Source organism: Vibrio sp. Y42_MX_L11, assembly GCF_024181785.1.
GTDB lineage: Bacteria > Pseudomonadota > Gammaproteobacteria > Enterobacterales > Vibrionaceae > Vibrio > Vibrio diabolicus.
On sequence record NZ_JAMZAP010000020.1, the window covers coordinates 1 to 25,155 of the forward strand.

Consider the following 25,155-nt stretch of genomic DNA (forward strand, 5'->3'; position numbering starts at 1 on the left):
TGAGTGAAATCATCACGGCTGTTGTGACGAAGAGACCGTACCCAAACGTTTTTGATCTATAAACTGCATATGTTTCTTCAGATCTGGTAAGTCAAGATACCTCGGTGAACGCTTACGATTTAGGTCTTGATGTCAATGCGATGGGCGTTTCAGTTAATGATTTGCTTCGCAATACTGAAAGTGTAGTTAAGCAGTTAGATGAGAGTGGTGATGCTGCAACAAAAGCATTAGCGACTAAACTGGTTGCTACAGCGAATGTAGTTTCAGATGTCATTAAAGCGAACCCTACGGCTTCTCCGAAAGCAATTTCAGTAGCAGCCAAAGCTGTAACTGAAGAGGTAATTAAGAAGAACCCAAATTACCCTAAAAATGATTCTGGTGATGTTATTTACGTAGAGGTATCTGAAGAAGATACTAAAGATGTTGTTAACCAGGTTGAAAAAGAGATCGAAGCAGGAAAACCTGTAGATGATTTCAAACCGGTAGTGCCACCGATTCCAGATGCGAAGCCAGGCAAACCAGTTGATCCTGTTGATCCGCCATCAGGTGGTTCAGGCGGTAACTAATTAACTGTACTGATAATTAAAAGGCCTCTTCAGAGGCCTTTTTTGATCCTATTGTACTGTGTTCATCACCTTTTAGTGAGCCCTTTACTGTTTAAGTAAGGCAGGATGTGCGGACGTGATTCGCCAGCTAGTTTACTGGTGACTTCTTGTGACCAAGTGCTTTGTTTTTGATTGCTCGAACGGTTTGCATAGTAGTTTTGCATGGTTTGGTCATAAGCCTGAATATCATCCAAATTTAGGTCTTGATACTGATTTTCATGCACTACGACATGAGCAGGTAGACGTGGCTTAACTTCAGGGGCTTGATCTGGATGACCAAGACACATACCAAATAAAATGGCTGTATTTTTAGGTAAGCCTAGTAACTCGTCGACTTTTTGAGCATTGTTTCGTAAGCCACCAATATACACGCCTCCTAGTCCCATAGACTCTGCCGCAAGTAAGCAGTTTTGTGCCATGATGCCAGAATCAACAGCACCGATAAGTGTTAACTCGGTGAAATCAGCTTGCACATCAGGATTGATACTGGCGTGGCGCTGGTAATCAATGCAAAACACCAAAAACTCAGCAGCGCTTTCAACGTACCCTTGATTCCCCGCATATTGTGCCAATAGCGTACGCTTTTCTTTATCAGTCACGCGGATAATTGAGACGACTTGCAACATACTTGATGAAGACGCCGCAAGGCCAGCTTGTAGAATCGTTTCTAATTGTTCGCTCTCAATAGGTTGTGAGGTGAACTTTCGAATTGATCGGTGATTGAGAATTGTTTGTATCGTATTGTTCATGGTGACTTAACATCCCCTGTACATGTAAAGGCTGAAGCCTCACCTTAGCGATATTTGATGAGTCGGTAAACTATCTCAAAAGAAAAACAATGCTTAGCGCATAAGTGTGAAGATGAATAGAGAATACATCACTCGTTCTGCTTGAGAGCGTATATACTGTTTTTAGAATCAACAATTTAACTGCAGTGGAAAATATGAAAGAACTCATCGTTCATACAGTCACGGTGTTTATGGGCTTCTTTGCGATCATGAACCCCATCGCCAATATTCCTATCTTTTTGAGTTTAACGGCTGATGAGGATAGGGAAACCGTACGTTCCATGGCGCTTCGTTCGGTTTTTATTGCATTTGTCATCATTGCGATATTTTCGATCGCCGGTAAATTAATTTTTGATTTGTTTGGTATCACGCTGTACGCCTTGCGAATAACGGGCGGTATCTTGGTGTTTTTGATCGGTTTTAATATGCTTCAAGGTGATTCGACGCATCAGAAAACTAAAGAGAAAGCGTATTCTCCAGCGCAGCAGCAGGCGGCGTTGAGCATTGCCGTTTCTCCACTTGCAATGCCGATATTAGCAGGGCCTGGAACGATTGCTACCGCGATGAACTTTGCTACGGCGGGTGGTTTTGATCAAACCATTATTACCATCGTTTCTTTTGCTGTGTTGTGTGTTATTACCTATATACTGTTTTTATTTGGAGACAAATTGGTCAAAGCAGTTGGACCGAGTGCTCTGAACGTCGTGACGAAAATGATGGGCTTAATCCTAGCGGTTATCGGTACTCAAATGTTTATTGATGGCGCGGGCGAAGCCTATAAAACAGTTTTCTCATAGGCGTCTCCATCTCGTCTAAATCCACACCTACATTTCTAGCTGGTGTGGATTTTTTGAACTTTAGTTTTCACTTTCTAAGAAAGAAATAAATAGACTTCACCTATTTCAATAATAAGAATATTCAATTGTTTTGATTGCACGAATTTCATTACTCTTTTGGCAAGAATAATGGGGGAAATATGGCAACAAAAGCAATTGTAGTGGAAGGTGGCGCGATGCGAGGTGTCTTCGCAAGCGGAGTGCTAGATGCGTTTTTAGAGCAGAGTTATAAACCGTTTGATTTTGCCATTGGTGTATCTGCTGGCGCATCAAACTTGATTGGTTATTTGACCGACTATCCGCATCGCAGCATTAATGTCATTACTAAGCTGGCAACGAGTAAACGCTTTTTTGATCCGACTCGATTCGTTAAAGGTGGGGATCTCATTGATGTGAAGTGGCTGTTTGAAGAGTCTAATCGTTTGTATCCCGTCGATGAAAATAAACTGTTTAATGGTATTCCTTTTCTGGCAGCGACGACGAATGTAGATACAGGACAGGCAGATTATTATCGCGTGACGCGTGATAATTTTCATCATGCGATTGAAGCGACAACAGCGTTACCCATTGCATACAAGCATACCCCTTGCTTTTCTGGAGGCTGCTATACCGATGGTGGGGTTGCAGATTCTATCCCAGTGCGTGAGGCTTATCGTCGCGGGGCTCGCGACATAACCGTTGTGCTTTCTCACCCGCTGAATTATGCCAAGAAGCCAGTAAAAACCACATGGCTGATGAAGAAGTTATTTGCCGAACATCCTAAAATGGCGGACGCGATGTTAAGACGTGCAGATAACTACAATCAATCGTTGGAATTTATTCGTAACCCTCCACCGGGAACGCATGTCAGAGTGATTGCACCACCAGATAATTTTCCTGTTCAGCGCTTATCAATGCGACAAACCGTTCTATTGGAAGGTTATGAAATGGGGCTGATTGAAGGGCGGGCTCATTTGGCCAATTTGTCAGGTGTTCATGGTTTAGATCGGGAAAACTGCCATTTTTGCGTTTGATAATGAAAGAGCCTCATAGCGAGGCTCTTTTTACTTAACGTTCAAAGGGCGATTTAGTTGACTTTATCCCAAGCCATTTCCCAATGTGAACCAGTTCCTGGTTCGTATTGGTTTGCGCTTTCTTTCCACTGTACACAGTAACCAGAGTATGGGAAAGGTTTACATTGGTAAATGGCACCGTCGCTTGCAAGCACTTTTGTGCCCGCTGTGTAGCTAGATAGCCCTTCAGGGAAGACAAAATCGTACTCGCCAGATGGTGGTGGCGTTACTGACTCTTCTTTTAAGTGAAAGTCGAGCGTTTGCTGATCCACCAAGTTGCCATCTTTGTCTTTAATACGAGTCACGAGCATATGGTGACCAGGCTCTGATTTGGTTAAAGCGAGCGATACAGCCTCCACCGAGCCGTCTTTCATTTCGTCTGCCCAGCTTGCAAGTGGCTCACGGTGGTGATTGTACACGGTGAGTTCTGCGTTTAAATCGCCTTCAGCAGTTAGTGTCAGATCCAACGTTGTCGGTGTTGACTCAATGATATACTCGTCTGCTAAGCCATCTACTGTGAGTGAGTACTCTGGAGCGGGAGTTTCTATCTTGTAGCCGATTTCTACACGCTCAAGGCCGCTATTAGCTTGCAGATACACCGGATTAGTACCATAAACAGGAGTGAATTTATCCTCGGCATACTGTCCAGCTTGCAGTTTAGTTTGCTCTTGGTTGATCTTCGTTGCTAGAGCGTAAGACCAGTTTTTCGCTTTGCCCATGACTGCATCGGTAATTTCTAGCTCGGTTCGATAAGCTATGTTTTCACCCGCCTGATCAAATACGCGCGTATAAACCGAATCTCCAACATTTAAATCCATCGTCGGAATAATTTGACCGCCTTGCGTCCAATCTGGAATGACTGGACTGTCGCCATCAAATTTCACATCGATCACGTTATAAAATGAAGCCGCTGTGTCGCCAACATCCCATACCGCCAGAATGACGTGATACCCCTCGCGCGTAGGCACATTACATTGATGGCTCACCTGTTTTGGAGGTTGAACCATATTGCCGTCGACTACACAGAAAGGAGTCAGATCAAACGAGTCGCGTGATAGTGAGGCATTTGGGTTCCAATCAGGTTTGGTGATGTAATATTTCCAGTCACGCGTCACATGGTTAGCGGTAAATGTCCATTCAAAAGTCTGTGTACCTGATTGAATAGGACGTTTAACCCAGCGGTCGGCAGTTTGTTCATCAAGAGCGGCAGCTAGAGCGGTTTCGGCACTTGCTATTTTTCCATCGCGAGGCCCTGTTTGTGGAAAACCATCAGGGCCTTCAACACTTTGTGGCTCGTATTGAATGGCACCGCAGTTATTATTTTTTTCGTTAGTATCAGGTGTTGGATACTTACATAGTGCCGCGCGACTTGCAGCGACACCATCATTGGTTTCTGATACGTAGCCGTGAGCCGCAGCACTTGAGCTAATGCTTGCAAGTGCTAATGCAAGTACGGATTTGGTTGGGAAGGATTTCATCACATGTCCTCTGTTATGGCTGACAAATTAATGTCACACCTCGGCGCATGCTGAGCACGAAGCAACGCTGCATGAATCCATACTTTGGATAATGTAGTGTTGCAACATGGCAACCCCGCTATCATGAGCATTACTTTTGATGATGGAATGCTGACAGACCGGAAGCTTTGCGTCCCACCCTTTCGAATGGTTTGCCGAAATGTGATTGAGCAGCCAAAATTTAGCTCAAGAATTTACATGTGGAAAAGTAAACGACACTGACATGGAATCATGCTCTCAAATTGAAAGGTAATGGTACGCCAACCTCATTCATATTGTGCTGTTTTGTTTCTAAGGTATTGGTTTCAATGTTGTTTTTGTCTTTTTTATAGTTGGAGTGAATGGGTTGTTAGTTGTTGGGTTGAAGGTGGGAAGGGGCAGTATTAAGGATAGAAGAAGCACCGTTTAAAGGGCGGAATATACCGCCCTCTTAGTCATTTTATTTAGGCATAATGACGGTATCAATAACATGAATGACGCCGTTTTTAGCTTTCACATCGGTTGCCATTACATTTGCATCGTTGACCATGACTTTATCACCCATGGTTTTAATCATCACCTCTTGGCCCTGAACTGTAGCCGCTTTGTCCAGCTTAACAACATCGGCAGCCATCACTTTCCCTGGGACGACGTGATAAGTCAAAATGGATACTAACTTGTCTTTGTTTTCCGGCATTAAGAGCATATCGATTGTACCGTCAGGCAGTTTTGCAAAAGCGTCATCCGTTGGTGCAAAAACAGTAAATGGGCCTTCTCCTTTGAGTGTATCGACTAGATCAGCCGCTTTCACTGCAGCGACAAGTGTATTGAAAGAGCCGTTTTCAGTGGCAACGTCGACAATATCAGCCTTCATCATGCCATGCTCATGAGCCTTGACGGGAAGCATAAAAGATAAAGTCGCCATCAATGTAGCCGTGATAACCAAGATACGTTTAAACATAATGTGTTCCTTACGAGTTGGGGGTACAACGGTTTCCCTAGAGAATGTCTTCGTTTGTACGCATCTAAATGAAAAGATGATCAACGAGCCCTGCTTTCTTTCGATGGCCTCACGTGTCGCGTTAAAATCCGTTTGCCTTCTTGTTTTACATCGGCCCGTTTCCGCCATGCCCATAGACGCTCCCTTGCGTCTTTAGCTGCGCTATTTAGGTCGACAATAGGCGCTAGGTAACGGCTATCCGGTTTCAAGTGGTACATGACGGTTTCCATCTGTGTCATTTTCCAGGGCTCGAACAATAGTGGGGTGGGGACCATTTGCAATTCAGGCACCCATTTATAGATGAACGCGCCATCAGGGTCATGTTCTTGGGCTTGCTTAACCGGGTTGTAAATCCGGATTGTATTGGTCCCAGTTACCCCGGCTTGCATTTGGAATTGTGGGTAATGAATACCAGGCTCAAAGTCGAGGAATAGTTGCGCTAAATGCGTCACGCCAGTTCGCCAATCCATGTTCATGTGATGAGTGAGAAAACTAACCAGCATGGCGCGCATGCGAAAGTTTATATAGCCAGTCTGATGCAAACAGCGCATACAGGCATCGATCAAAGGTATGCCAGTATATCCAGATTTCCATGCTGCTAACTTTTCTTCATCGAAAGTGCTACTTTGTTTAATCAACGATTCGTAAGCCCGGTTAACACAGTAAAACTCCATGTCGTATTCCGACTCGAATTTCTGTATGAAATGGCAGTGCCAATGCAGCCGTGAAGACAACGCAATTAAGCTGCGACGAAACCCAGCAACTTGCCAGTGTTTCAATAGGTACTGATAAACTTCACGCAAGGATATATTACCCCAAGCGAGGTATGGAGAAAGGCGAGTACAGGCTGTACGTGAGGCTGTGGGACTAGAAATGCTTCGATAGTAATCACGACCTCGACGATTGAAAAAATCCTCCAGTGTTTTCCAAGCGAGTTGGCTTCCTCCCGTTTGCATTCCTTTGCATTTTGATAGCCAGGATGAAGGTGGCGAAAACGCGCAGCCGAGTGATTCTGCATCCAATGAATGCAACAAGTTGGTTTGCAGCTCAAGAGGGCTTATGGAGGCTCTCATGACCAAATCCCAATGTTTGTCCCAACCCTGCCGGTCTTTTGCTCCTCTAATAACAGCACCGTGCTCGAACTCAAACCACGTGATGTTCTGCTCATGCAGCCAGTCGGCAATTTGCTTATCGCGCTCAAAGGTGCAATTGAGCCCTATTTCCTGATGAGAAAACACAGCGTTGATTTGATATTGCATTTGAATTGATTGAAAACATGCTAAGGCATCGCCAAACAGAACCGTGATGCGGTGTCCATAGGCTTTGAGCGTCTCATTCATGTCTTGCAATGATTGCCAAATAAATCGCCAGTGACGCTCAGAATAGTGAGGGTTGTTTAACAGCAACGGTTCAACAATATATAAAAGTACCGTTGGGTGCTTTGACGACAATGCTTGTGTTAAGGGCTGGTGGTCAGTCAGTCTTAAATCTCGTTTTAACCACACGACATTGATTGTTTGCATCGGAATCCTCTTTGTTTCCGATGTTGTACGCAAATGATCCGAAGAGATCTCACCTAATGATCGGTTTTGTTCATTAAAACGTAGAGGTTGCTCACAAGGAGGTGAGATATGTCGATACCACTGAGTAAGTTAGAAAAGTTCTTCTACGTAGATAAATTGATCATTCACTCGCTTGATCTCGCATTGTATCAAGCATCTGTCGTAGTTGATGGGAAAGCGCAATTCATCACTGATGACAACGGTATCTTTTTGAGGGCTCATTCCCTTATCGAGATGCAAAAGAAGTGCAAGAATATCAAAGCAAATAAGCAGGTTTTAGTACATCAAAGTGCTTATGATGAGATGGTGGGGCTACCCGAAGGCAAAAGAGACAATCAACTAGAGGTTTTGGTGAGGGATACAAAACTGTATTGAAAGAGTGTTGGTGCATAGTAAAAGCGAGCCACCTTACGGCAGCTCGCTTAAAATAGAATTAGAGTCGAGCTTAGTCTTGTTTACGCTGAGCTTCTTTTTGTGCGTACTTAGCGGCACGTCGAGCTTCTCTTTGCTTGGCACTTTCGCCACCAACATGCTGCTCGCCTCGTTGTTCTGCAAGAACAATTTGTTTTTCACGTTCGCGGAATCGAGCAATTTGTTCTTCTGAGTGCGTGCCGTGACATTTCGGGCAGCTCACGCCTTGCTCGAACAAATTAGACTGTTTGTCTTCTTCAGTGATCGGTAGACGACAAGCGTTACATAAATCGTAATCTGCTTTTTCTAGCTGGTGGTTGACTGCAACACGACCGTCAAACACGTAACAATCGCCTTCCCACATGCTCTCTTCTTGAGGAACTTCTTCAAGATATTTAAGAATGCCGCCTTCTAGATGGTAGACCTCATCAAAGCCCTGTTCTTTCATGTAAGCAGTTGATTTTTCGCAGCGGATACCACCGGTACAGAACATCGCCACTTTCTTATGCTTTTCCGGGTCCATGTTTTCTTTTACATAGTCTGGGAATTCACGAAAGGTTTCAGTATTTGGGTTTACAGCGCCTTTGAATGTGCCGATCTCGATTTCGTAATCATTACGTGTATCGACAACAAACACTTCAGGATCAGCAATAAGATCGTTCCACTCTTGAGGTTTCACGTAAGTACCCACTACGTGGCGAGGGTCGATGCCTTCGACACCCAATGTTACGATCTCTTTTTTCAATTTTACTTTGGTGCGATTGAATGGCTGGGTCTCAGAATACGACTCTTTGTATACGGTGCCTGTCAAACGAGGCTCGTTGTTTAGCCACTCCAGTAGCGTATCAATACCTGCACGATCAGAGGCAACAGTGCCGTTGATGCCCTCACTTGCCAGCAGTAATGTTCCGCGAATATGGTGTTTTTCCATCAACGCAAGTAATGGCTCGCGTAGTTCTTGATAGTTATTCAGCTCAACAAACTTGTACAGCGCACAAACTACATACTGACTCATGAGGTTTCCTTTAAAAATACAGGTGGTCAACGACCTTAAAATTTTAGCGGCACGAAGTATACCTGACTAAATGAGTCGGAAATACGGACAAATTATGCGGATATTATGGCTAGGCAGGATGTAGCGGTGTTTTGATGCGGCAAAGCGTCACGCGGGTAAAATCGCTATGTGTTCAAATTATAAGCATAAATTGTAGAGAACAAGGTAAGTTGAACTCGACACTTTTGGTTTAAATTTGTACTGTGATTCCTTCTTCGGCTCTTCATTAAAGTTGTGCGCAAGAGCTACAAAATAATAATCGGATCAGTTGGCAAGGAAAGGACATGCAGCAGTTTTATATCAGGCGGCTGAGGGAAGAAGATGCTCCCTTGCTCAAACAATTACTCGTTGAACTCGATACATCGCATTATGAAGCTGAACCGAACTTCTATCGTCCACCCAAGGAATTGGCGCAACTAAGAGAATCATATAGCACCTTCGAAAAGTATTTTGACGGGAGCGTGAGCGCTTTTATTGCTTGCTCGCAAAGAAAGGTCGTCGGTTTTATCTCTGGTTCGGTTCGTAACGTTCAGTCGCTGATTTCACCAGAAAAACGCGTTGGCTTTATTAATGAGCTTATTGTTTCAGAGAACCATCGAAACTTAGGAATAGGTTTATCGCTGATGGATAAGATGGAAAGTGATTTGTGTGCTCAAGGAATAGAAGAAATCGGCTTAACCGTGGCGTCATTTAACCATGAAGGTGAGGATTTCTATCATAAAATGGGCTACCGGGTGATGACGAAACGTATGACCAAGCGCGTAAGAGATTCGTAAAAACAAGATGGTAGGAATGAAACGCCTCTTACCTCTAGAAGAGGCGTTTTTATAGTATTTATTTCAAATTAGCGGCGGTTTGATTCCCCATCGCAATTAACTTATCTAAAACGCGCTCACCGTCGGCACGTAAACCGTTGTGCTCGTACTCGTTAGTGATCCACGCTTTTGAGTTTGGGATTAACGCGAGCGTTTCTCGGCTGATATCCATTTCCACAAACATATCATCGGCGTAAACGGCGCAACTGACAGGCACTTTGTTTTGAGCCAGTTGTGTTTGATCGTACAGCGCAGTCCAATCTTCTTTCGCGGCCAATATTTCAGCGGCATCTTTTAGTGGCTTGAGGTTGACGTATTGATCGAACATCCATGGGAAGACCATTTCCCCCGTAAAGTAAAATGGCTTGCCAGGTTCATAATTAAACTCTGAACGGCTTTGGCGAACACGGTGAGCACTCCAATTCGACGCAAAGCCTTGGCAATAAATCGATTCATGCAAAATGGCGTAAATCGGGTTGGTTTGGAAGTTTTGCTGTGCCAACATATCGTTCAAGAGCTCATAACGAAGTTGTTGTTTGCCGTTCACTTCAATCAATGCACTTTCTAGCCAATAGTAAGTTGGCAAGAAAGTATCACTCACACCAAAGTTGATGCCGATTTGCTGAAATTGCTCCACCGTGAAGCGTTGACCATTTGGTAGGTACTCTTCGTTTTCCAGCAAGTGATTCGCAATGTTTTGGCAGAGTTGTTGCGCTTTTGGAAATTGCTGGAAGAACGCTTGGTTTTTCTCCATGGTGCGTTTGAAGGTGGCTTCATACACATCGTCGGCATGACGCGAGACTGATGGCACTCCACCCGTAATATAGCTTTGTAGCAAGCTGTCTGGGAACAAAGACAAATAGGTGAGGGAGCAAAAACCACCAAAGCTTTGACCTAAGATCGCCCATTTTTCGACGCCAAATTGCTCACGAATGTACTCCGCGTCGCGCACGATGTTATCCGCTCGGAAGTGGCTTAAGTACTCGGCCTGCTTCTGCGGCGTGAAATGAGCCAGAGTCTGATGATTAACCATCGAACTATTGCCCGTACCGCGCTGGTCGAGAAGCAAAACTCGGTACTCTTGCAGCGCGCGTTTTACCCAGCCGTTATTGCCGTTTTGACGCGGAGAGGGAAAGCCCGGTCCGCCCTGAAAGTAAACCAACCAAGGTTTGGTCGATTCTTCATCGCCAACTAGGCAAACCGCACGGGCGAAGACTTCAATGGTGCCTTTACTCACGTCTTGGTAATCCAGAGGAACGGTAAAACTGTGGGGAGTGTAATGCAATCCTGCGTCGATAAATGATTGAGCGTTCATTGTTATCTTTATTTCCTTATTGAGGGGTAGCGCTACTTTACTGCGAATGGCGTGAAGAACCAATGCTATTTCCAAATCGCTTCGTCAGTTCTATACCTTGGTCAAATCAATGTAAGTTCAAGAAAATGAAACGATTAGCGACTGGTGCAACTGGTTGAGTGAGCTATGCTCAATAGAGTTGCGACAAAGTGAGAGCATGGAGGAAGTCGGATGAAAGTGTCACTGGCTCGATGGATTATTGTGACTTGTTTAATAAGCGTACCTACTTTTGCCGTTGTTACGCCCAACCCACCTCAATTAAAGGCGAAAGGTTACGTATTAATGGACTTTCAATCCGGTGCCATTATTGCCGAGCATAACGGGCGAGCAGGCCTTGCTCCGGCTAGTTTAACCAAGTTGATGACCGCTTACGTCGTTGGACAAGAAATCAAAGCGGGGCGTTTGAAATGGGATGATGTTGTCACCGTGAGCGAAAACGCGTGGTCGGCCAAGTTTCCCGGATCTTCTAAAATGTTCATCAAACCGAAAGATGAAATTAGTGTTGCGAACTTAATGCGCGGTGTGATCATCCAATCGGGTAATGACGCGTGCGTTGCACTGGCTGAGCACGTTGCTGGCAGTGAACGCGGCTTTGTCGCCTTGATGAATGGTTGGGCTGAGAAGTTAGGGCTGCAAGACACTTATTTTGTAAACTCCCATGGTCTCGATAGCGAAGGCATCCAAACCTCACCCACCGATATGGCAAAACTCATGCAGTCGATCATCAACGATGTTCCCGCTGTGTATGCGCTATATAGTGAGAAAGTCTTCAAGTGGAACGACATTACGCAGTACAACCGCAATAAATTACTGTGGGACAATTCCATTGATGTCGACGGGGGCAAAACCGGTTACACCAGCAATGCGGGATACAGTTTGGTGAGCTCGGCCAAAGAAGGGAAAATGCGGTTGATTTCGGTAGTGATGGGCACGCCAAGTAAACAGGCTCGAACGAGCCAATCCAAGAATTTGCTCAGTTATGGTTTTCGTTTTTATGACACCAAACAAGTTGCCAAACAAGGGCAGGTTGAGTCTAAAGTTCGCGTTTGGAAGGGAAATGCCAATCAAGTTGAGGCTATCTTCGCCAAAGATGCCTATCTCACTCTGCCTCGTTCTATGACGGCTGGGCTTGATAAGAGTGTGGTGTTAAATGAACCGTTGATTGCGCCGATCGCGCAAGGGGATGAGATTGGTAAGGTCGTTTGGAAAAGCGATGACAGTACCGTGGCGAGTTATCCCTTGGTCAGCAGCCAAGCGGTGGAAGAGGGCTCGTGGTTTGGTCAGCTTTGGGACAGTTTGGTGCTGTGGGTGAAATCATTCTTTAGCTAGAATAAAAACGAGCAGAAGTGTCTTTCTGCATTCTTTTGTTGATGACCGCCCAGTCATAACGCTGGGCGGTGTCTTATTTAACGGTTTATTCCGACAAGGTGATGATTGGTAAATCGTCCCAAATCTTACTTTCATCCGATGCGCCGCCTGAGAAGTTCCAAGGGCCTTTGTCTTGTTCTAGCGGACGGTAAGTTGCCGAAAGGCCGTCTAAGTCCCAAGTCGTGACATAGAAGCGGATACCATCGAGCGAATCTGGGCGGCCTAGTGCATCGCTAGCAAAGTCCATCGAAATGGTGTTGTTGGCTTTGTCTACCGTGACCATTGGTGCTGGCGTTACGGCTTCTCCCCATGTCGTCGCATTTGCTCCTTTGGTGTTGTAAATCGAGCTTTGCCAGCCAAAAACAACCGCATTGCGACTCCAGGTTCCGCTCGGCATAGAAGCGTTGATCTTCGGTAGCTCAGACAAGTTGGTTGCCGCTTCTTCCGGTAAATCAATAAAGATGGTGAAACCCACGTGGTCGAAGCCGTTTGGTGGCAACCAAGTGTCGGTGATCTTGTCCATGGTGAAGGTCAAACGTACGTTACTGCCAACGGTAAACACTTCTGCTTTGTTGATCGCGAGCTGGCTGCTGTCTTTGTCGAACGTTGGATCGGTTGGTAGCGAGTAGTTACCGTTGGGACCGCCCATGCCATCTTGCGCATCACCCGCGTCATCAATAGTGTCGTCTGGCGAGCTTGACCAGCTTAGGTTCGAGACAAAATTCACGTCCTCGATGCCTGCTTTTTTCTCGGTGGAATAAATCGCGAAGCGGTGCTGTTGTTCGCCAATAGCAAAGTGACGAGTCGACAGCGTGACGCTAAACTGACCATCAGCGCCTACAGTAATGGCTTGCGCTGTTTCCAAGTTACCATCGACGACAAGGTTCAACTTCTCGTTGGCGTTCGCACTACCCGCGATAACAATATCACCAGTGATGGTTTGTCCTTCCCAATCTTGCGCCAATTGGATGTTGAGGTCTGGCGTATCTACAGATTGGTTGCTGCTTGTTTTTGAGTAAATCACTGCAGACTTGGCTGGTAGCTCAAGGGTTACGTGACCATTTTCATCTGCTATTAACTGTTCTGGAGCTTCTGCCCAGTTCGACATGATTTGTTGTTGGAAGACGGTGCCGCCAACTTGTTCTACATCGAGTTGGTTCATCAACATCGGCGAGTTGGATGTATTCATCACAACCAAGACTTCGTCGTTATCCAACGTTCGAGTAAAGGCGAACACGCCCGCGCCCGCTTTATCGCTGCCAATCACTTTCATTTCGCCGCGTGTCATGACTTTGTTTTCAGTGCGTAGCTTGGCAAGTTCTTGAATAAACAAGTACATCTCACTGTTTTGGTCGAATGAGTCTACGTAGTTGCCATCTTCACGGTAACCGCCAGCAAACATCGCATCACGCGCCGCTGACATCGCTTGCTCTGTACCTTGGTAAATCACAGGAATGCCCGGTACGCTCATCATAGTGATCAGTGCTTGTTTCATGTCATTCACGCTACCTTGCGACAGAAAGCGCGGCATGTCGTGATTATCAATGAAGTTCGGCATGATGTATGGATTCGGGAACATCTCCATCATTTTCTCAAGACGGAAACGCAAATAGTCGGTCGGTTGCCCTGCTGCAAATACGCGCGTCATGGTCGCTTGCAATGGGAAGTTCAGTACCGAGGTTAGCTGTTTCGGCGAGCCACTTTCACCGATGTAAGTCAGCATCTTCTCTTCGCCTTCGGTGTGGTAAGGCGTAGATGTTTCGAATACTTCACCAAAAGTGAGGAAGTTGTTACGACCGGTATCAACCGCTTGCGTCATCACACCATCGTCGGCGTGTAGGAAATCGTTCCAGAAATCGTGTTCAACAAACTTCACCGTATCGATACGGAATCCGTCGACGCCGACTTCGCGAATCCATTTTCGGTAGCTCTCTTTTAGATAAGCGCGTACTTCAGGATCGGACGTATTAAGGTCATCCAAATCAGAGAGCTGCCAGGTTTTTTCTTGTACCGGATCGTTGTGGTCGGTGATGGTTGGCGTCCAGTGGTAGCTGCCTGTGCCCTCTGTTTTACACTCGTTCATGTTGAGTGGGTACGGCAGCTCTTGCCCGGCAGGTAGCGCATTTTTAATCAAACGGAAGCCTTGGCAAGGTAGGCTTGGATCATAACTGTAAGGATCATCGTAGGTAAAGAAGTTGCCTACGTGGTTGGTCACGATGTCCTGAATTAAGAACATGTTACGCGCATGCACTTCGCGTGCTAACGCTTGGTAGCTTTCCATGTCACCAAAGTGTTCATCCACTTTTTGGAAATCGCGCGCCCAGTACCCGTGGTAGCCGCCGTAGTTTTGCTCTGCATCCCACCATTGGTTAGCAACTGGAGGAGTAATCCAGATCGAGGTGGCACCGAGATTTTCGATGTAGCTTAACTTATCGCTCACACCAACGAGGTCGCCGCCGCTGAATTTTTTATCCGACGTCGGATCGAATTCGTTTTGCCCTTGATCATTGAGAGCGCTGTCGCCGTCGTTAAAACGGTCGATCATCAGGAAGTAAATGATTTGATCTTGCCAATCAGGAGATGCCACGTGGCTGCCTGTTTCGACTGGTGTGGTTTCGTCGCTTCCACAGCCAGAAAGAGCAAGAGCGATCGCTAAAGGAAGTATTTTTATTTTATTCATTGGGTTAGGTAGAGTTTCAAACACAGTTTTTGCCTCCGTTATGCAGCAATGCAGAAACGATAAAGCAAAGGTTTGAAATTGAGAGTGTCATTTCACGCCAAAAAAGACGTGAAATGATGTCACGAAGCGGCGATTTTGATCTGACCGACAGTTTTAATTGAGCGGTTGCACAATAGGATATTGTATCGGGTAATGCTCTTTCGCGAGCTCGTTGCCGGATTCATCATAAAGGCGGAAACGGCACTGCTTTGCAGTTTGAGTGAGCGATAATTGCAGCACCCAACACGCATAATGTAGCGAGTGTTTGGTTAAGCGCATTGCGTGAGGTGTGGGGTCATCATCGGCGTAACAGTCAATTCTCGCAACGTTTTCAAGTCGGCATGCCAGTTCGATAAAGAGCGTGTATTGCGCCCCAATATTAATAAGCTGCCGAGTCGGGACAATGTATTCCGTTGCGCCAATTAAAAGCCCTTTAGAAACCACATAGTCACGCTGGTGGTTATTCTCAATGTAACGTTCCCCATCGACTTCATAACACAGGCGAAAGGTAAGGGGATGCGCTACCGGAAGTTCGGTCGTTGCCCAGAGTTCGGTGCCATGACTTAAAAAACGCTCGAAGAAGGCGGGGTAGCGCCGCCATGCGCCATCACGGTCACGGCATTCTACCGAGACCACTTTTTCAAACGCAATATTGTCCACTTCCATCCAGATTTTGCCGACAGGTTGGTCGATGTGGTTATCGTCGAAGGTATTGGCTTTGGCGTAGTACAAGCGGATCGGTTGTTGATTTAGTTGAGTTCGGTTATCCAAACATTGTTGGCGATACTGCATGGGGGAAAACGGATACCAACGACGAAAAGTGCGGTGAAAGTTCGATGGTTCTTCGTAACCAAGTTGATAGGCGATTTGCTGCGTTGTGAGTTGGGTGTCGGCAAGCAAAGTGAGTGCTTGCTTTCTTTTAGCGAAATCAACGCATTGAGAGTAGCTCATTTGCTTTTCTTGCAGTCGACGTTGCAAGGTGCGTTTGGAGACGCCCAGTTGCCTTGCCGCTTGCTCTAACTTGAGCGCGTAATTACTGTTTTTGATGAACAAGGCGTTCAAAACACTCAGTAATTCTGGTTGCTCAATTGGCTGGTGAGAAAGCAGCAAATAAACATGTTTCACCAAATCAAACACGCTTGAACTCGTTTTAGAATCTCGCGTTTCCTCTAGAAAAATATCGGCCGCGAGTGGATTGTTGGCGTGAACTTGTACCTGTATTGATTCGCTTAGCTCAAGCATTTCCAATTGCATTTTGAGCAAGCCAAACACCGACTCCGCCCAATTTGGCATATCGGCCGCTCTACATTCGACTTGCAGATGGATTTGGGCATCACCATGTTGAAATGTGACGTACAAACGGCGGTCGAATAATGAGACACTTTTACTCCACCAAAGCAGCCCTTCTTGGAGGTTAGGCGCTTCTTTCAACATCATGCATTGCAAGGCCACCAACTTCTCAATGTGCCAATATTCGCCGGCAATTCGAAGGTGATTGTGACCGAGCTTTTTGCACAGAAAGGATGTAATAACGTTCTCTTGAGGCAGCATGAGTTGAGTTTGATTGCGAGCAAACATGCATTATTGCTGAAAAGATGAAGAAGTTCAGTGAGAACGCTCAAAGCCTTTCTTATCGTTTTATTTTCAAATTTATTTTGAAAATGTTTTTAATCGAAATCGGTTTTTCCCTTTATCTCATGAGGTTATGCTGTTACACAGCTTAAATTCATTAATTGGAGAACCTCATGGATATCGTACAAGCTGCAAAATCTCGTTACTCAACGAAAGTGTTTGACCCAACGCGCAAGCTACCTCAAGAAAAAATCGATGCAGTTAAAGAGCTGATTCGTTTTAGTCCATCGAGTGTGAACTCTCAACCTTGGCATTTCATTCTGGCAAGCACAGAAGAAGGCAAACAGCGCATCGCTAAAGCGGCGCAAGAGAATTACGCGTTTAACGCGGCGAAGATTCTCAACGCTTCTCACGTATTGGTGTTTTGTGCAAAAACAGGCATCGATAACGACTACATTGAAGCGCTAATGGTGCAAGAAGAAAAAGATGGCCGATTCCCAACTGAAGAAGCGAAAGCGGCTGTGCGCGGTGGTCGTAGCTACTTTGTAAACATGCACCGTTTTGATCTGAAAGATGCGAACCATTGGATGGAGAAACAAGTTTACCTCAACGTGGGTACGTTGCTACTGGGAGCTTCGACGCTAGAAATTGATGCAGTGCCAATTGAAGGGTTTGATCCCAAAGTACTGGATGAAGAATTTGGCTTGCGCGAAAAAGGTTACACCAGCGTTGTGATCGTGCCGCTTGGCTACCACGCGGAAGATGACTTCAACGCGAAAACGCCAAAGTCTCGCTGGGACGCAGAAACCGTATTCACCGAGATCTAATTCGAGCTTACTTGCAGGTGACGTAGGACCCTGTAATCAATATATAAATCGCAAAAGAGTGATAAAACGATGATCCACTTAGTTGCAGAAGTGAAAGCCTATCCAGACAGTAAGGATCAGGTGTCGAATTTGCTTTCTGGTTTACTAGAGCCAACTCGCAAAGAAGAAGGCTGTTGCCAATACGAGTTGTATCTCGACGAAAAAGTTGAAGGCCTATTTATGTTCCAAGAAATTTGGGCATCGCAAGAGGCATTGGATAAGCACTTGCAAAGCCCGCACATGGCGGCGTTTCTTGAAACATTGGAAGAGAACGATTGGGTTGAATATACCCAGATTCGTCCTCTTCGATTTATCGCCTAATGACAGAAGGTTGCCAGCACGTTGGCGCGTTGCTGGCAGCATTTTTGTTGGATAAAGTCGCGGAAAGTCCGAATCGTTGGCGTCAGTAAGCGACGATCGGCGCACACCATGTAGAGCGGCACTGGGCCGCAATCCCACTCTGGTAACACTCGCACTAATCTTCCCTCGATTAAGTCTCGGCTGATGTCCATCAACGATTTATTCGCAATGCCTTTGCCTTTGAGCGCTAACCGATGTGGCAAGTCACTATCGTTGCTCATCAAGTTACCGTTGACCACGACTTGTTCTTTCTCGCCGTCACGCGTGAGCGTCCATTTGTTGTAGACCGAATCCGCGACCATGTAGCACAAGCAGTTGTGTTGCATTAAATCGGCAGGAGAAGTGAGTTCTGGATGTGTAGCTACGTACTCTGGCGATGCACATAAGATCCGTTCGTTTGACCCACACAAAGCCAACACGACCAGATTGGAGTCGGCCGGCTCGCCGTAGCGAATCGCAATATCGACAGGCTTGGTGTACATATCCGTCAAGCTATCGGACAGCTCTAGTTTGATGGAAACATTTGGGTAGAGATCGATGAACTCATCCACCCAATCGAGCAACATATTGCGACCAAAATCGGAGGGCGCAGTAATGTGCAGTTGACCAGATAACTCACCACGCGCACTTGAGATCTGATCCAACCCCTCTTGCAATGTTGCCAATGCTTGCGTGGTTTTGTCTAAAAACAGTTCGCCCTCTGAGGTTAAACGCAGGCTTCGGGTGGAACGCACAAACAGCGGGAAACCGATTTGCCCTTCAAGACGCTTAATCGATGCGCTAATGGCGGCAGGTGTCATGTCCATGCTGTTAGCGGCTTTTGAAAAGCTGCCTTGGCGCGCTGTTTCGACAAAAATATTGAGGTCGTTGAGGGCTTTCATCGTGAAAAGGATGTTTGTGAAGTTTGAGCTACTATAGGGGAGATGAGTAAAGTAATTCAAGCTAAACGCCTTTGAAGGTGAAAACATTAGGTTAAGTGGTCACTTTGAGTTAGATTAGCCCGCCACTTACATCGTTACTGGATCAACAACATGAGCAACGAACAGCCGAATAACCCTCTGCATGGGTTGAGTTTAGAAAAAATCGTCACCCGACTAGTTGAACACTTTGGTTGGAATGGCCTGTATGAGCGCGTTCGAGTGAACTGTTTTAAGAAAGATCCGTCGATCAAATCTTCGCTGAAGTTTTTGCGTAAAACGCAATGGGCAAGAGATAAGGTGGAAGCGCTATATATCGAGACGTTCTGCTGATCACTCTATGGTCTGCAGCAAGCGTTATGTAGATTCTTAGTCTCGCCTTGGCTCGCTATAATGACGTCACTTTTCTTATCGTGTGGGCTTTAAGAGTGGCTCTGCTGTTACGTCTAAAGCGTGATTCAGAATCTACCCTCAGATTGTATTGAGTTTATTCATCGCTCTAGGGTCTGCAGCAAGCGGTAAGTAGATTCTTAGTCTCGCTTTGGCTCGCTAGAATGACGCAGCTTTTCTTATCGCGTAGGCTGGAAGAGTAGCTCTGCTGATACGTCTAAAGCGAGATTCTGGATGACTCGCTTGTGCTCGTCCGGGATGTTTTTTTAGATAGTGTTTTAGAGTCAGAACCTAAACGAGGTTCGTCATTCTGAACAGAGAGGAACGAGCGTGATTCAGAATCTACTCTCAGAATATATTGAGTCCATTCATTGCTCTATGGTCTGCAGCAAGCGGTATGTAGATTCTTCGTCGCGCTTTGGCTTGCTAGAATGACGCAGCTTTTCTTATCGCGTAGGCAGGAAGAGTAGCTCTGCTGTTACATTTAAGGCGAGATTCCGGATGGTCACTTAGGCTTGTCTGGAATAGCTTTTTAGATGGTTTTATAGAGGTCAGAGCTAAACTCGAACCGTCATTCTGAACAGCGAGGAACGAGCGTGATTCAGAATCTACTCTCAGATTGTATTGAGTTTATTCATCGCTCTAGGGTCTGCAGCAAGCGGTAAGTAGATTCTTAGTCTCGCTATGGCTCGCTAGAATGACGCAGCTTTTCTTATCGCGTAAGTTGGAATGGTACCTCAGCATCATTCCCGATAGCGATGAAGAAGCGCTGTCGGGAACCTCGCCTTTAATCTCTCGTTTCTTGCTACTCCAAATGATGCGTACTACCCACGGTTCCTTCCAAGTCTAAAATCGACTGGCGAACGTGATCTGGAATCGCAGCTTTAACGTTGTTCTTAAAATCGAACATCACACCAGTGGCGGTCGCGATGGTCGCAATTTTACCCCACTTCTTACTCAGCACTTGGTACTCCATCGTGATGCGATCTTCTTGCATGTCGATCACGCGCGAGCCGACTAATAACGTGTCTGGGTAAGTGACAGGCAGCTTGTAGCGGCATTGCGTCTCGCTCAGTACTGGTCCAATTTGCGAGGTTTGCAGGTCGACTAGCAGATTAATTTTGTTGAAGTAATCTAAACGCGCCGTCTCGAAGTAGCGAAAATAGACCACGTTATTGACGTGTTGCAGAGCATCCATTTCACCCCATGCGACTTTGATCTCTGTGATAACGGGAAAGTCTTTTAACAGTGTGTCCATTTTTAGTGCTCCTTTTTCATCTGCTTTGCCACAAATTGCGACGCGACTTATCACTTTGAGCATTTATTCTAGATGTAATCATTTAATATGTAATAAAATTGTTTTTAAAATGTGAAATGAAATGGCAGTCTTATTATGTAAACTAGAAACTTTACATAATCGAGTTGAAGGCGTAAGTTTAACTAAGAGTAACCAAATAGGAGGTGTCTCATGACTGAGCTGAAAGGTTTCAATCTAGCCAAGGTGGAAAAACGCATTGACTGGACTGGCGAGCTGTTCAGTTTAAGGGTCTCAGGCGCGCCTCTTACCTTTAAAGCCGGCCAGTTCACCAAGCTTGCTTTGCTTGATGATGAAGGCAAGCTGATAAGTCGTGCTTACTCTGTGGTTAATGCGCCAAGCGAACAGTTCGATTGGTTGGAGTTCCTAATAGTAGCCGACCCTCAAGGACAACTTTCCCCAAGGCTTCAAAAGCTTAAATCTGGTGATAGCATTTATGTCGGTGAGACCGCACATGGTGACTTAATCCTCGACTCTATTCCTAAACAGGCTCATGATCTGTGGCTGCTATCTACAGGTACAGGTATTGGACCGTTTTTATCGCTACTGGATGATATAAACTTACCACCTCATAATGAGCGAATTGTGCTTGTTCATGCGGTTCGCTACGAAAAAGATTTGGTCTACAAATATCTGATTGAGCAACTACAGCAACGATATGAAGGCAGATTAAAGTACATCCCGATAGTCAGTAGGGAAGTGGTGGATGGTCAGTTACAAGGTCGAATTCCTGAACTCATCGAATCGGGTAGACTGTCCAACGCTGCTGATGTGCCATTCTCTGCTCAAAGTAGTTTTGTCATGATGTGTGGGAACCCGCAGATGATCAAAGATACCTTGCCAGTCTTACAAGGGCTTGGGTTGGAAAAGTATCGTCCTAAAACAGGAGGCAATATCATCTATGAGCGTTATTGGTAGCGTTTGGTTAAATTGATATAACCATATTGAAGACATGATGATCACCAATACCAAAGTCGCTCAAGCGTCCTAGCTTGTTCGATCAAAAAAGCCACATGAAGTGGCCTTTTAATATCGATAGAGTTAATCAGACTTATTGTTGATTAACGTACGCTTTAAAGCGAGCTTTGGTTTCTGCGTCTGCTTTTTGGTACCAGAAGTGCAGCATCTCTTCTGCTGTCGAATCTGATTTAACCGCAGTCGCTCTCGCTTGTTTCATATCTTCAGGAATCTTTGCTGGCAGTGTGACTGGTTGAGCAACGGCTGCACCAGCAACAGCGATAGCAGCAACGCCGCCTGTTTTGTTGTAGCTTTCCACTTCACGCACGTAATCACGACCGATTTGCATACCCGGTTTGATCAATTTGTCTTGCTCAACGGCGACGGTGTTGCCTGAATCATCAACCAGTTTCCAATCTAAGTCCTTGATCTTTTCTTCCGCATCGCGAAGGTTGCGGTATTCAGGCATTTGTAGTGTCAGTTCGGCATTGGCAGCGTCAAATCGTGTAACGATAACATCGCTTTCAACACTTAAACGGTCATTACCTTGGTTAAAGTAAGGGGCGAAGCGAAATACGACTTGGTTAACGCCATCAGGTAACGTTAATGTTCTTTCCGAGGCGAAAAAACCACCCGAAAGGTCTGCTTTTTCACCGTTAGCCGCTAATACTGAAACGTTGTCAGGAACACTCACGGTTACATCTGCGAATGCCATGCCACTCATTGCGAGAGCAAGCGCACAAGTTAAAGGCTTGATCAATTTCATTGTTTTTATCCTAAGCAAATTAGTGGTCATCGAGAGTGCATCGTTCATTGCCCGATTGCAACTCCCAAGTGTAAGAAGTATGAAAATTTAACAAGAACGTCATTTTTATCGCATTTATTACGGGGAAACTGTGATCCAAATAGAATCAAACCGCTGCAATAGAGCGGTTTGATATCATAAGTTATAGATTAAATTTCTTTCTAACTTATTGATTTATTATATGCCTGCACAGTGTCCAGGCTCTGATTGGTCATCAGAAGCGTCTTGTTGTTCTGCCATTTCTTCTTGCTGTTGTGCTTTCTCAATGCTCAACCACCAAACAAATAACTCATACCAAATCGCCAGGATAACGGCACCTAAGAACAGACCAACGATGCCGTAGAAAAGCATACCACCGATGGCACCGAGCAGAATCACAGGCATTGGCACGTCGACGCCACGTCCCATTAACATTGGTTTGAACAGGTTTTCAGAAAGAGCTGCAACTACTACCCAGACAGTAAACATGGTGGCTGTCGTTGTATCTTGAGTCATGTACATGAAGCCAATCACTGGTAGTACGGCAAGCAGCGCTGGTAGCTGAGCGATACACAAGATCATCAGAATCAGAGTGAGCAAACCAGCTGCCGGAACGCCAAATACAAAGAAACCAGCACCGATCAACAGGGCTTGAATCGCCGCCACACCGACTACGCCAAGCAGTACGCTTTTAATGGTTGCTGCAATAAGCGTGGTCCAGCTTTTAGCGTTTTCACCAGCGGTACGAATAGCGATGGTTCTTAGCCCTGATGCTGCAGATTCAGAGTACGTCATAAAACCTGCTGCAATCGCAAGTGACAAGATTGAAAGCAGTAAACTGCCCAATACACCGCCAAGTGTGCCTAGCAAAGAAGTGAGAGCGGACTTTATCTGCGGCATAAAGGTTTGAATCGCTTGTTCAAGGTTAGTCGCGAATAGGGTCCACACCTCATAGAGCTTATCACCTACGACAGGCCAATCCGCAACGGAAGGTTTTGGACCTGGGATCTTCACTTGTCCGTTTTGCAATACTTCAAGCGCATGCGTTGCACCATCCACAATAGAACCTGACACCATAACAAGTGGTGTGACTAAGAGTGCAATACCAAGTAAAGCAATCGTCGTGGCTGCCAGCCCTCTGCGACCGCCATATGCACGCTCCAGCTTTTTTGTAAGTGGCATTAAAGCGACGGCTATAATTGCACCCCAAATAACGGGAAGAATGAAGGGTTTGATGATGTCGTACGTAAACATCAGCAAGACGAAGATCAAGCCAATGCGTATTGCTGATTCCACCATATTACTGATGAAAAGCTTACTGTCGATTTTTACCGATTGTTTATCCATTTTTGTTTACCTGATGATCAATGTTAGAACTGACGAGACTTGAAACAACAATCGCCATATAGAACACACCTGTAATGGCCTCTAAATACACCACGACTTGAGCCAATGGCGTTAGAGGGCTGATATCGCCATAACCAAGCGTGGTTAAGGTGACGAAACTAAAATACGCCGCATTAGAGAAATTCTGCCCCCAAGAAATGGCTTCCATCCCAGTGAATGAGGTTGGCGAGAACTCTAGAAGAATGAGATAGGCAATTGCCCACATCAGACCAAGCAGTAAGAAAAGCGCGACTGAGCCAATGACTTTGTTGCTATTGACGTGGCCAGTGAAAAGAATCTGCCTTGCGATGGATTTAAAAGTGCCGAAAAAGAATGCGAAGGTGAGGGCAAGCATCACTACATTCATCTCTCGGATGTTGAAAACGGTCTTGATAACAATCACAAGAACCCAAACGCCAAACAGGGTATAGAGGAAACGAGACCACATTTTGTCGAAGCGAAGGCTGGCAAAACAGACAATGAACGTGAGAACCGTGAACGCCTGCAGTATGTGTTCAATCGTCCCTTCACCTACCACTTGTGCCATTGCACTCCCTAGCAACAAAATCACCAGCGCTAAAGTTAGATAGAAGAAGTTGTTTTCTTCATTAATGTTTTTGAGTTTTTTACCAATGACCATGGTTCTTCTCACTTAGTTACTGTTCATTTTCTGCCGATGAATCTTTCATCACCATGATGGACGCAGAAAGCCCGAATCGAAGATCAACATCTTCTGGAAGTTCTTGGATTGAGATTCGCACCGGAATACGTTGTGCTAAGCGAATCCACTGAAATACAGGGTTCACGTTTGGAAGAAGGTTGTAGCCGACCGTGCCGTCTTTCGGCGCAATACCCCAACCGATAGAGTCAACCGTTGCGTCAATTGGCGTGTCTGGGTGAGACATCAAAGTGACACGTGCTTGGCTACCCGGTTCGATTTGCGCGAGTTGGTTTTCACGGAAGAAACCAAACACCCAGAAACTGTTCTTGTCGATCAGCGCCAGCAGTGGCTGGTTTGCGACCGCTTGCGTACCGTTTCGAATATCGAGGTTAGACACAAAACCATCGACGGTCGCATAAACTTTGGTAAAGCTGAGGTTAAGGCGCGCTGATTTTAATTGCTCTTCTGCAGATTTGATTTGCAGTAGCGATTCTTCGTAAGCGATTTCACGACGAATCAGATCCTTGTGAGAAACCGCGCCGCGGTCTTTGGCGCGAATATCTTTAAGGCGGTCGTATTCGATTTTTTTACCGCGAGAGCTAACAATGGCGCGTTCTAGTGCCACTTCGGCTTGAGACAAAGCAACTTCGTAAGTCGCAGGGTCGATTTCAAACAGTAAATCGCCTGTTTTCACTTCTTGGTTGTCTTGCACCGCGACATTTACAATTGGGCCTGATACACGAGGAGCTACTTTGATGACGTTCGCGCGCACTTGGCCGTCGCGTGTCCAAGGGTTATTAAAATACTCTTCAAATTTTTGATAGCCGAGCCAAGCTGCGCCACCAAGAATGACAAGATTGAGTGCGATTACGAATAGTTTTTTCATC

At 45.7% G+C, this 25,155-nt stretch carries 24 protein-coding genes and 1 riboswitch; of the genes, 10 read left to right on the forward strand and 14 right to left on the reverse strand.

Translation table 11 applies throughout. The features are described 5' to 3' along the window. Positions 1 to 104 precede the first annotated feature (104 nt). The gene (locus tag NL643_RS17820) at positions 105 to 566 is read left to right on the forward strand and encodes a hypothetical protein (RefSeq protein WP_253644899.1); all 462 of its coding nucleotides are present in this window, start codon (positions 105 to 107) and stop codon (positions 564 to 566) included. Between the two features lie 65 nt (positions 567 to 631). Here the strand turns inward: NL643_RS17820 and nfsA are convergent, their stop codons facing one another. Next, positions 632 to 1,354 carry an oxygen-insensitive NADPH nitroreductase gene (gene nfsA / locus NL643_RS17825; protein WP_253644900.1) on the reverse strand — a complete coding sequence of 241 codons (723 nt, stop codon included), beginning with the start codon at positions 1,352 to 1,354 and terminating at the stop codon, positions 632 to 634. 194 nt (positions 1,355 to 1,548) lie between these two features. On the opposite strand from nfsA, the gene NL643_RS17830 reads away from it, so the two are divergent. After that, complete coding sequence (locus NL643_RS17830) at positions 1,549 to 2,190, forward strand: MarC family protein (RefSeq protein ID WP_046875716.1); 642 nt, start codon at positions 1,549 to 1,551, stop codon at positions 2,188 to 2,190. Positions 2,191 to 2,369: 179 nt separating this feature from the next. Beyond that, a complete protein-coding gene (locus NL643_RS17835) occupies positions 2,370 to 3,242 on the forward strand; it encodes a patatin family protein (RefSeq protein WP_005397800.1) in 873 nt (290 codons plus the stop codon). A 53-nt stretch (positions 3,243 to 3,295) separates the two neighbouring features. Here NL643_RS17835 and gbpA read toward each other — a convergent pair whose 3' ends face one another. From gbpA to NL643_RS17850, 3 genes are all read right to left on the reverse strand, one after another. Continuing rightward, positions 3,296 to 4,759 (reverse strand): N-acetylglucosamine-binding protein GbpA, encoded by a 1,464-nt coding sequence (gene gbpA, locus NL643_RS17840; RefSeq protein ID WP_134646148.1) that lies wholly within the window; start codon positions 4,757 to 4,759, stop codon positions 3,296 to 3,298. A gap of 105 nt (positions 4,760 to 4,864) precedes the next feature. Then, a riboswitch (cyclic di-GMP riboswitch) is annotated at positions 4,865 to 4,965 on the reverse strand. Between the two features lie 272 nt (positions 4,966 to 5,237). Beyond that, the gene (locus tag NL643_RS17845; RefSeq protein ID WP_253644901.1) at positions 5,238 to 5,738 is read right to left on the reverse strand and encodes a fasciclin domain-containing protein; all 501 of its coding nucleotides are present in this window, start codon (positions 5,736 to 5,738) and stop codon (positions 5,238 to 5,240) included. A gap of 80 nt (positions 5,739 to 5,818) precedes the next feature. Continuing rightward, positions 5,819 to 7,300 (reverse strand): cryptochrome/deoxyribodipyrimidine photo-lyase family protein, encoded by a 1,482-nt coding sequence (locus tag NL643_RS17850; protein WP_253644902.1) that lies wholly within the window; start codon positions 7,298 to 7,300, stop codon positions 5,819 to 5,821. A 108-nt stretch (positions 7,301 to 7,408) separates the two neighbouring features. Between NL643_RS17850 and NL643_RS17855 the strand changes: the two genes are divergently transcribed. Then, positions 7,409 to 7,714: a DUF6482 family protein gene (locus NL643_RS17855; RefSeq protein ID WP_006740792.1), complete on the forward strand. Its 306-nt coding sequence runs from the start codon at positions 7,409 to 7,411 to the stop codon at positions 7,712 to 7,714. Between the two features lie 70 nt (positions 7,715 to 7,784). On the opposite strand, the gene NL643_RS17860 is transcribed toward NL643_RS17855, so the two are convergent. Then, positions 7,785 to 8,765, reverse strand: a complete 981-nt coding sequence (locus NL643_RS17860; RefSeq protein WP_253644903.1) for a rhodanese-related sulfurtransferase — start codon at positions 8,763 to 8,765, stop codon at positions 7,785 to 7,787. A gap of 323 nt (positions 8,766 to 9,088) precedes the next feature. Here NL643_RS17860 and NL643_RS17865 point away from each other — a divergent pair, with 323 nt between their 5' ends. Further along, complete coding sequence (locus tag NL643_RS17865) at positions 9,089 to 9,580, forward strand: GNAT family N-acetyltransferase (RefSeq protein WP_006740790.1); 492 nt, start codon at positions 9,089 to 9,091, stop codon at positions 9,578 to 9,580. A 58-nt stretch (positions 9,581 to 9,638) separates the two neighbouring features. Here the strand turns inward: NL643_RS17865 and NL643_RS17870 are convergent, their stop codons facing one another. Continuing rightward, positions 9,639 to 10,934 (reverse strand): alpha/beta fold hydrolase, encoded by a 1,296-nt coding sequence (locus tag NL643_RS17870; RefSeq protein ID WP_253644904.1) that lies wholly within the window; start codon positions 10,932 to 10,934, stop codon positions 9,639 to 9,641. A 210-nt stretch (positions 10,935 to 11,144) separates the two neighbouring features. Between NL643_RS17870 and NL643_RS17875 the strand changes: the two genes are divergently transcribed. Further along, positions 11,145 to 12,302, forward strand: a complete 1,158-nt coding sequence (locus NL643_RS17875) for a D-alanyl-D-alanine carboxypeptidase family protein (protein WP_253644905.1) — start codon at positions 11,145 to 11,147, stop codon at positions 12,300 to 12,302. Between the two features lie 85 nt (positions 12,303 to 12,387). Here NL643_RS17875 and NL643_RS17880 read toward each other — a convergent pair whose 3' ends face one another. Both NL643_RS17880 and NL643_RS17885 read right to left on the reverse strand, forming a co-directional pair. Beyond that, on the reverse strand, positions 12,388 to 15,045 hold the full coding sequence (locus NL643_RS17880) for an alpha-amylase family glycosyl hydrolase (protein ID WP_253644906.1): 2,658 nt from the start codon (positions 15,043 to 15,045) through the stop codon (positions 12,388 to 12,390). 129 nt (positions 15,046 to 15,174) lie between these two features. Next, positions 15,175 to 16,638 (reverse strand): helix-turn-helix transcriptional regulator, encoded by a 1,464-nt coding sequence (locus NL643_RS17885; protein ID WP_253644907.1) that lies wholly within the window; start codon positions 16,636 to 16,638, stop codon positions 15,175 to 15,177. A 167-nt stretch (positions 16,639 to 16,805) separates the two neighbouring features. Here NL643_RS17885 and NL643_RS17890 point away from each other — a divergent pair, with 167 nt between their 5' ends. After that, positions 16,806 to 17,459, forward strand: a complete 654-nt coding sequence (locus tag NL643_RS17890) for an oxygen-insensitive NAD(P)H-dependent nitroreductase NfsB (RefSeq protein WP_005374924.1) — start codon at positions 16,806 to 16,808, stop codon at positions 17,457 to 17,459. Between the two features lie 69 nt (positions 17,460 to 17,528). Further along, the gene (locus NL643_RS17895; protein ID WP_029803150.1) at positions 17,529 to 17,819 is read left to right on the forward strand and encodes a putative quinol monooxygenase; all 291 of its coding nucleotides are present in this window, start codon (positions 17,529 to 17,531) and stop codon (positions 17,817 to 17,819) included. Here the strand turns inward: NL643_RS17895 and NL643_RS17900 are convergent. Continuing rightward, positions 17,816 to 18,739, reverse strand: a complete 924-nt coding sequence (locus tag NL643_RS17900; RefSeq protein WP_054866814.1) for a LysR family transcriptional regulator — start codon at positions 18,737 to 18,739, stop codon at positions 17,816 to 17,818. The genes NL643_RS17895 and NL643_RS17900 overlap by 4 nt on opposite strands. A 150-nt stretch (positions 18,740 to 18,889) precedes the next feature. Between NL643_RS17900 and NL643_RS17905 the strand changes: the two genes are divergently transcribed. After that, positions 18,890 to 19,108: a VF530 family DNA-binding protein gene (locus NL643_RS17905; protein WP_005396617.1), complete on the forward strand. Its 219-nt coding sequence runs from the start codon at positions 18,890 to 18,892 to the stop codon at positions 19,106 to 19,108. 862 nt (positions 19,109 to 19,970) lie between these two features. Here the strand turns inward: NL643_RS17905 and NL643_RS17910 are convergent. Next, the gene (locus NL643_RS17910; RefSeq protein WP_005374933.1) at positions 19,971 to 20,423 is read right to left on the reverse strand and encodes a thioesterase family protein; all 453 of its coding nucleotides are present in this window, start codon (positions 20,421 to 20,423) and stop codon (positions 19,971 to 19,973) included. A gap of 210 nt (positions 20,424 to 20,633) precedes the next feature. Between NL643_RS17910 and NL643_RS17915 the strand changes: the two genes are divergently transcribed. After that, complete coding sequence (locus tag NL643_RS17915) at positions 20,634 to 21,398, forward strand: ferredoxin--NADP reductase (RefSeq protein ID WP_237309133.1); 765 nt, start codon at positions 20,634 to 20,636, stop codon at positions 21,396 to 21,398. Positions 21,399 to 21,531: 133 nt separating this feature from the next. On the opposite strand, the gene NL643_RS17920 is transcribed toward NL643_RS17915, so the two are convergent. The 4 genes from NL643_RS17920 to NL643_RS17935 all read right to left on the reverse strand — a co-directional run bounded on the left by NL643_RS17920 (position 21,532) and on the right by NL643_RS17935 (position 25,154). After that, positions 21,532 to 22,203, reverse strand: coding sequence for a DUF2057 domain-containing protein (locus NL643_RS17920; RefSeq protein WP_054866817.1), 672 nt, complete (start codon positions 22,201 to 22,203; stop codon positions 21,532 to 21,534). A 216-nt stretch (positions 22,204 to 22,419) separates the two neighbouring features. Beyond that, positions 22,420 to 23,568, reverse strand: a complete 1,149-nt coding sequence (locus NL643_RS17925) for an AI-2E family transporter (RefSeq protein WP_253644908.1) — start codon at positions 23,566 to 23,568, stop codon at positions 22,420 to 22,422. Then, positions 23,561 to 24,247, reverse strand: coding sequence for a potassium channel family protein (locus NL643_RS17930; protein WP_005396612.1), 687 nt, complete (start codon positions 24,245 to 24,247; stop codon positions 23,561 to 23,563). Before NL643_RS17930 ends, NL643_RS17925 begins: the two co-directional genes overlap by 8 nt. Before the next feature lie 16 nt (positions 24,248 to 24,263). Then, positions 24,264 to 25,154, reverse strand: coding sequence for an HlyD family secretion protein (locus tag NL643_RS17935; protein ID WP_006740779.1), 891 nt, complete (start codon positions 25,152 to 25,154; stop codon positions 24,264 to 24,266). Position 25,155 lies beyond the last annotated feature (1 nt).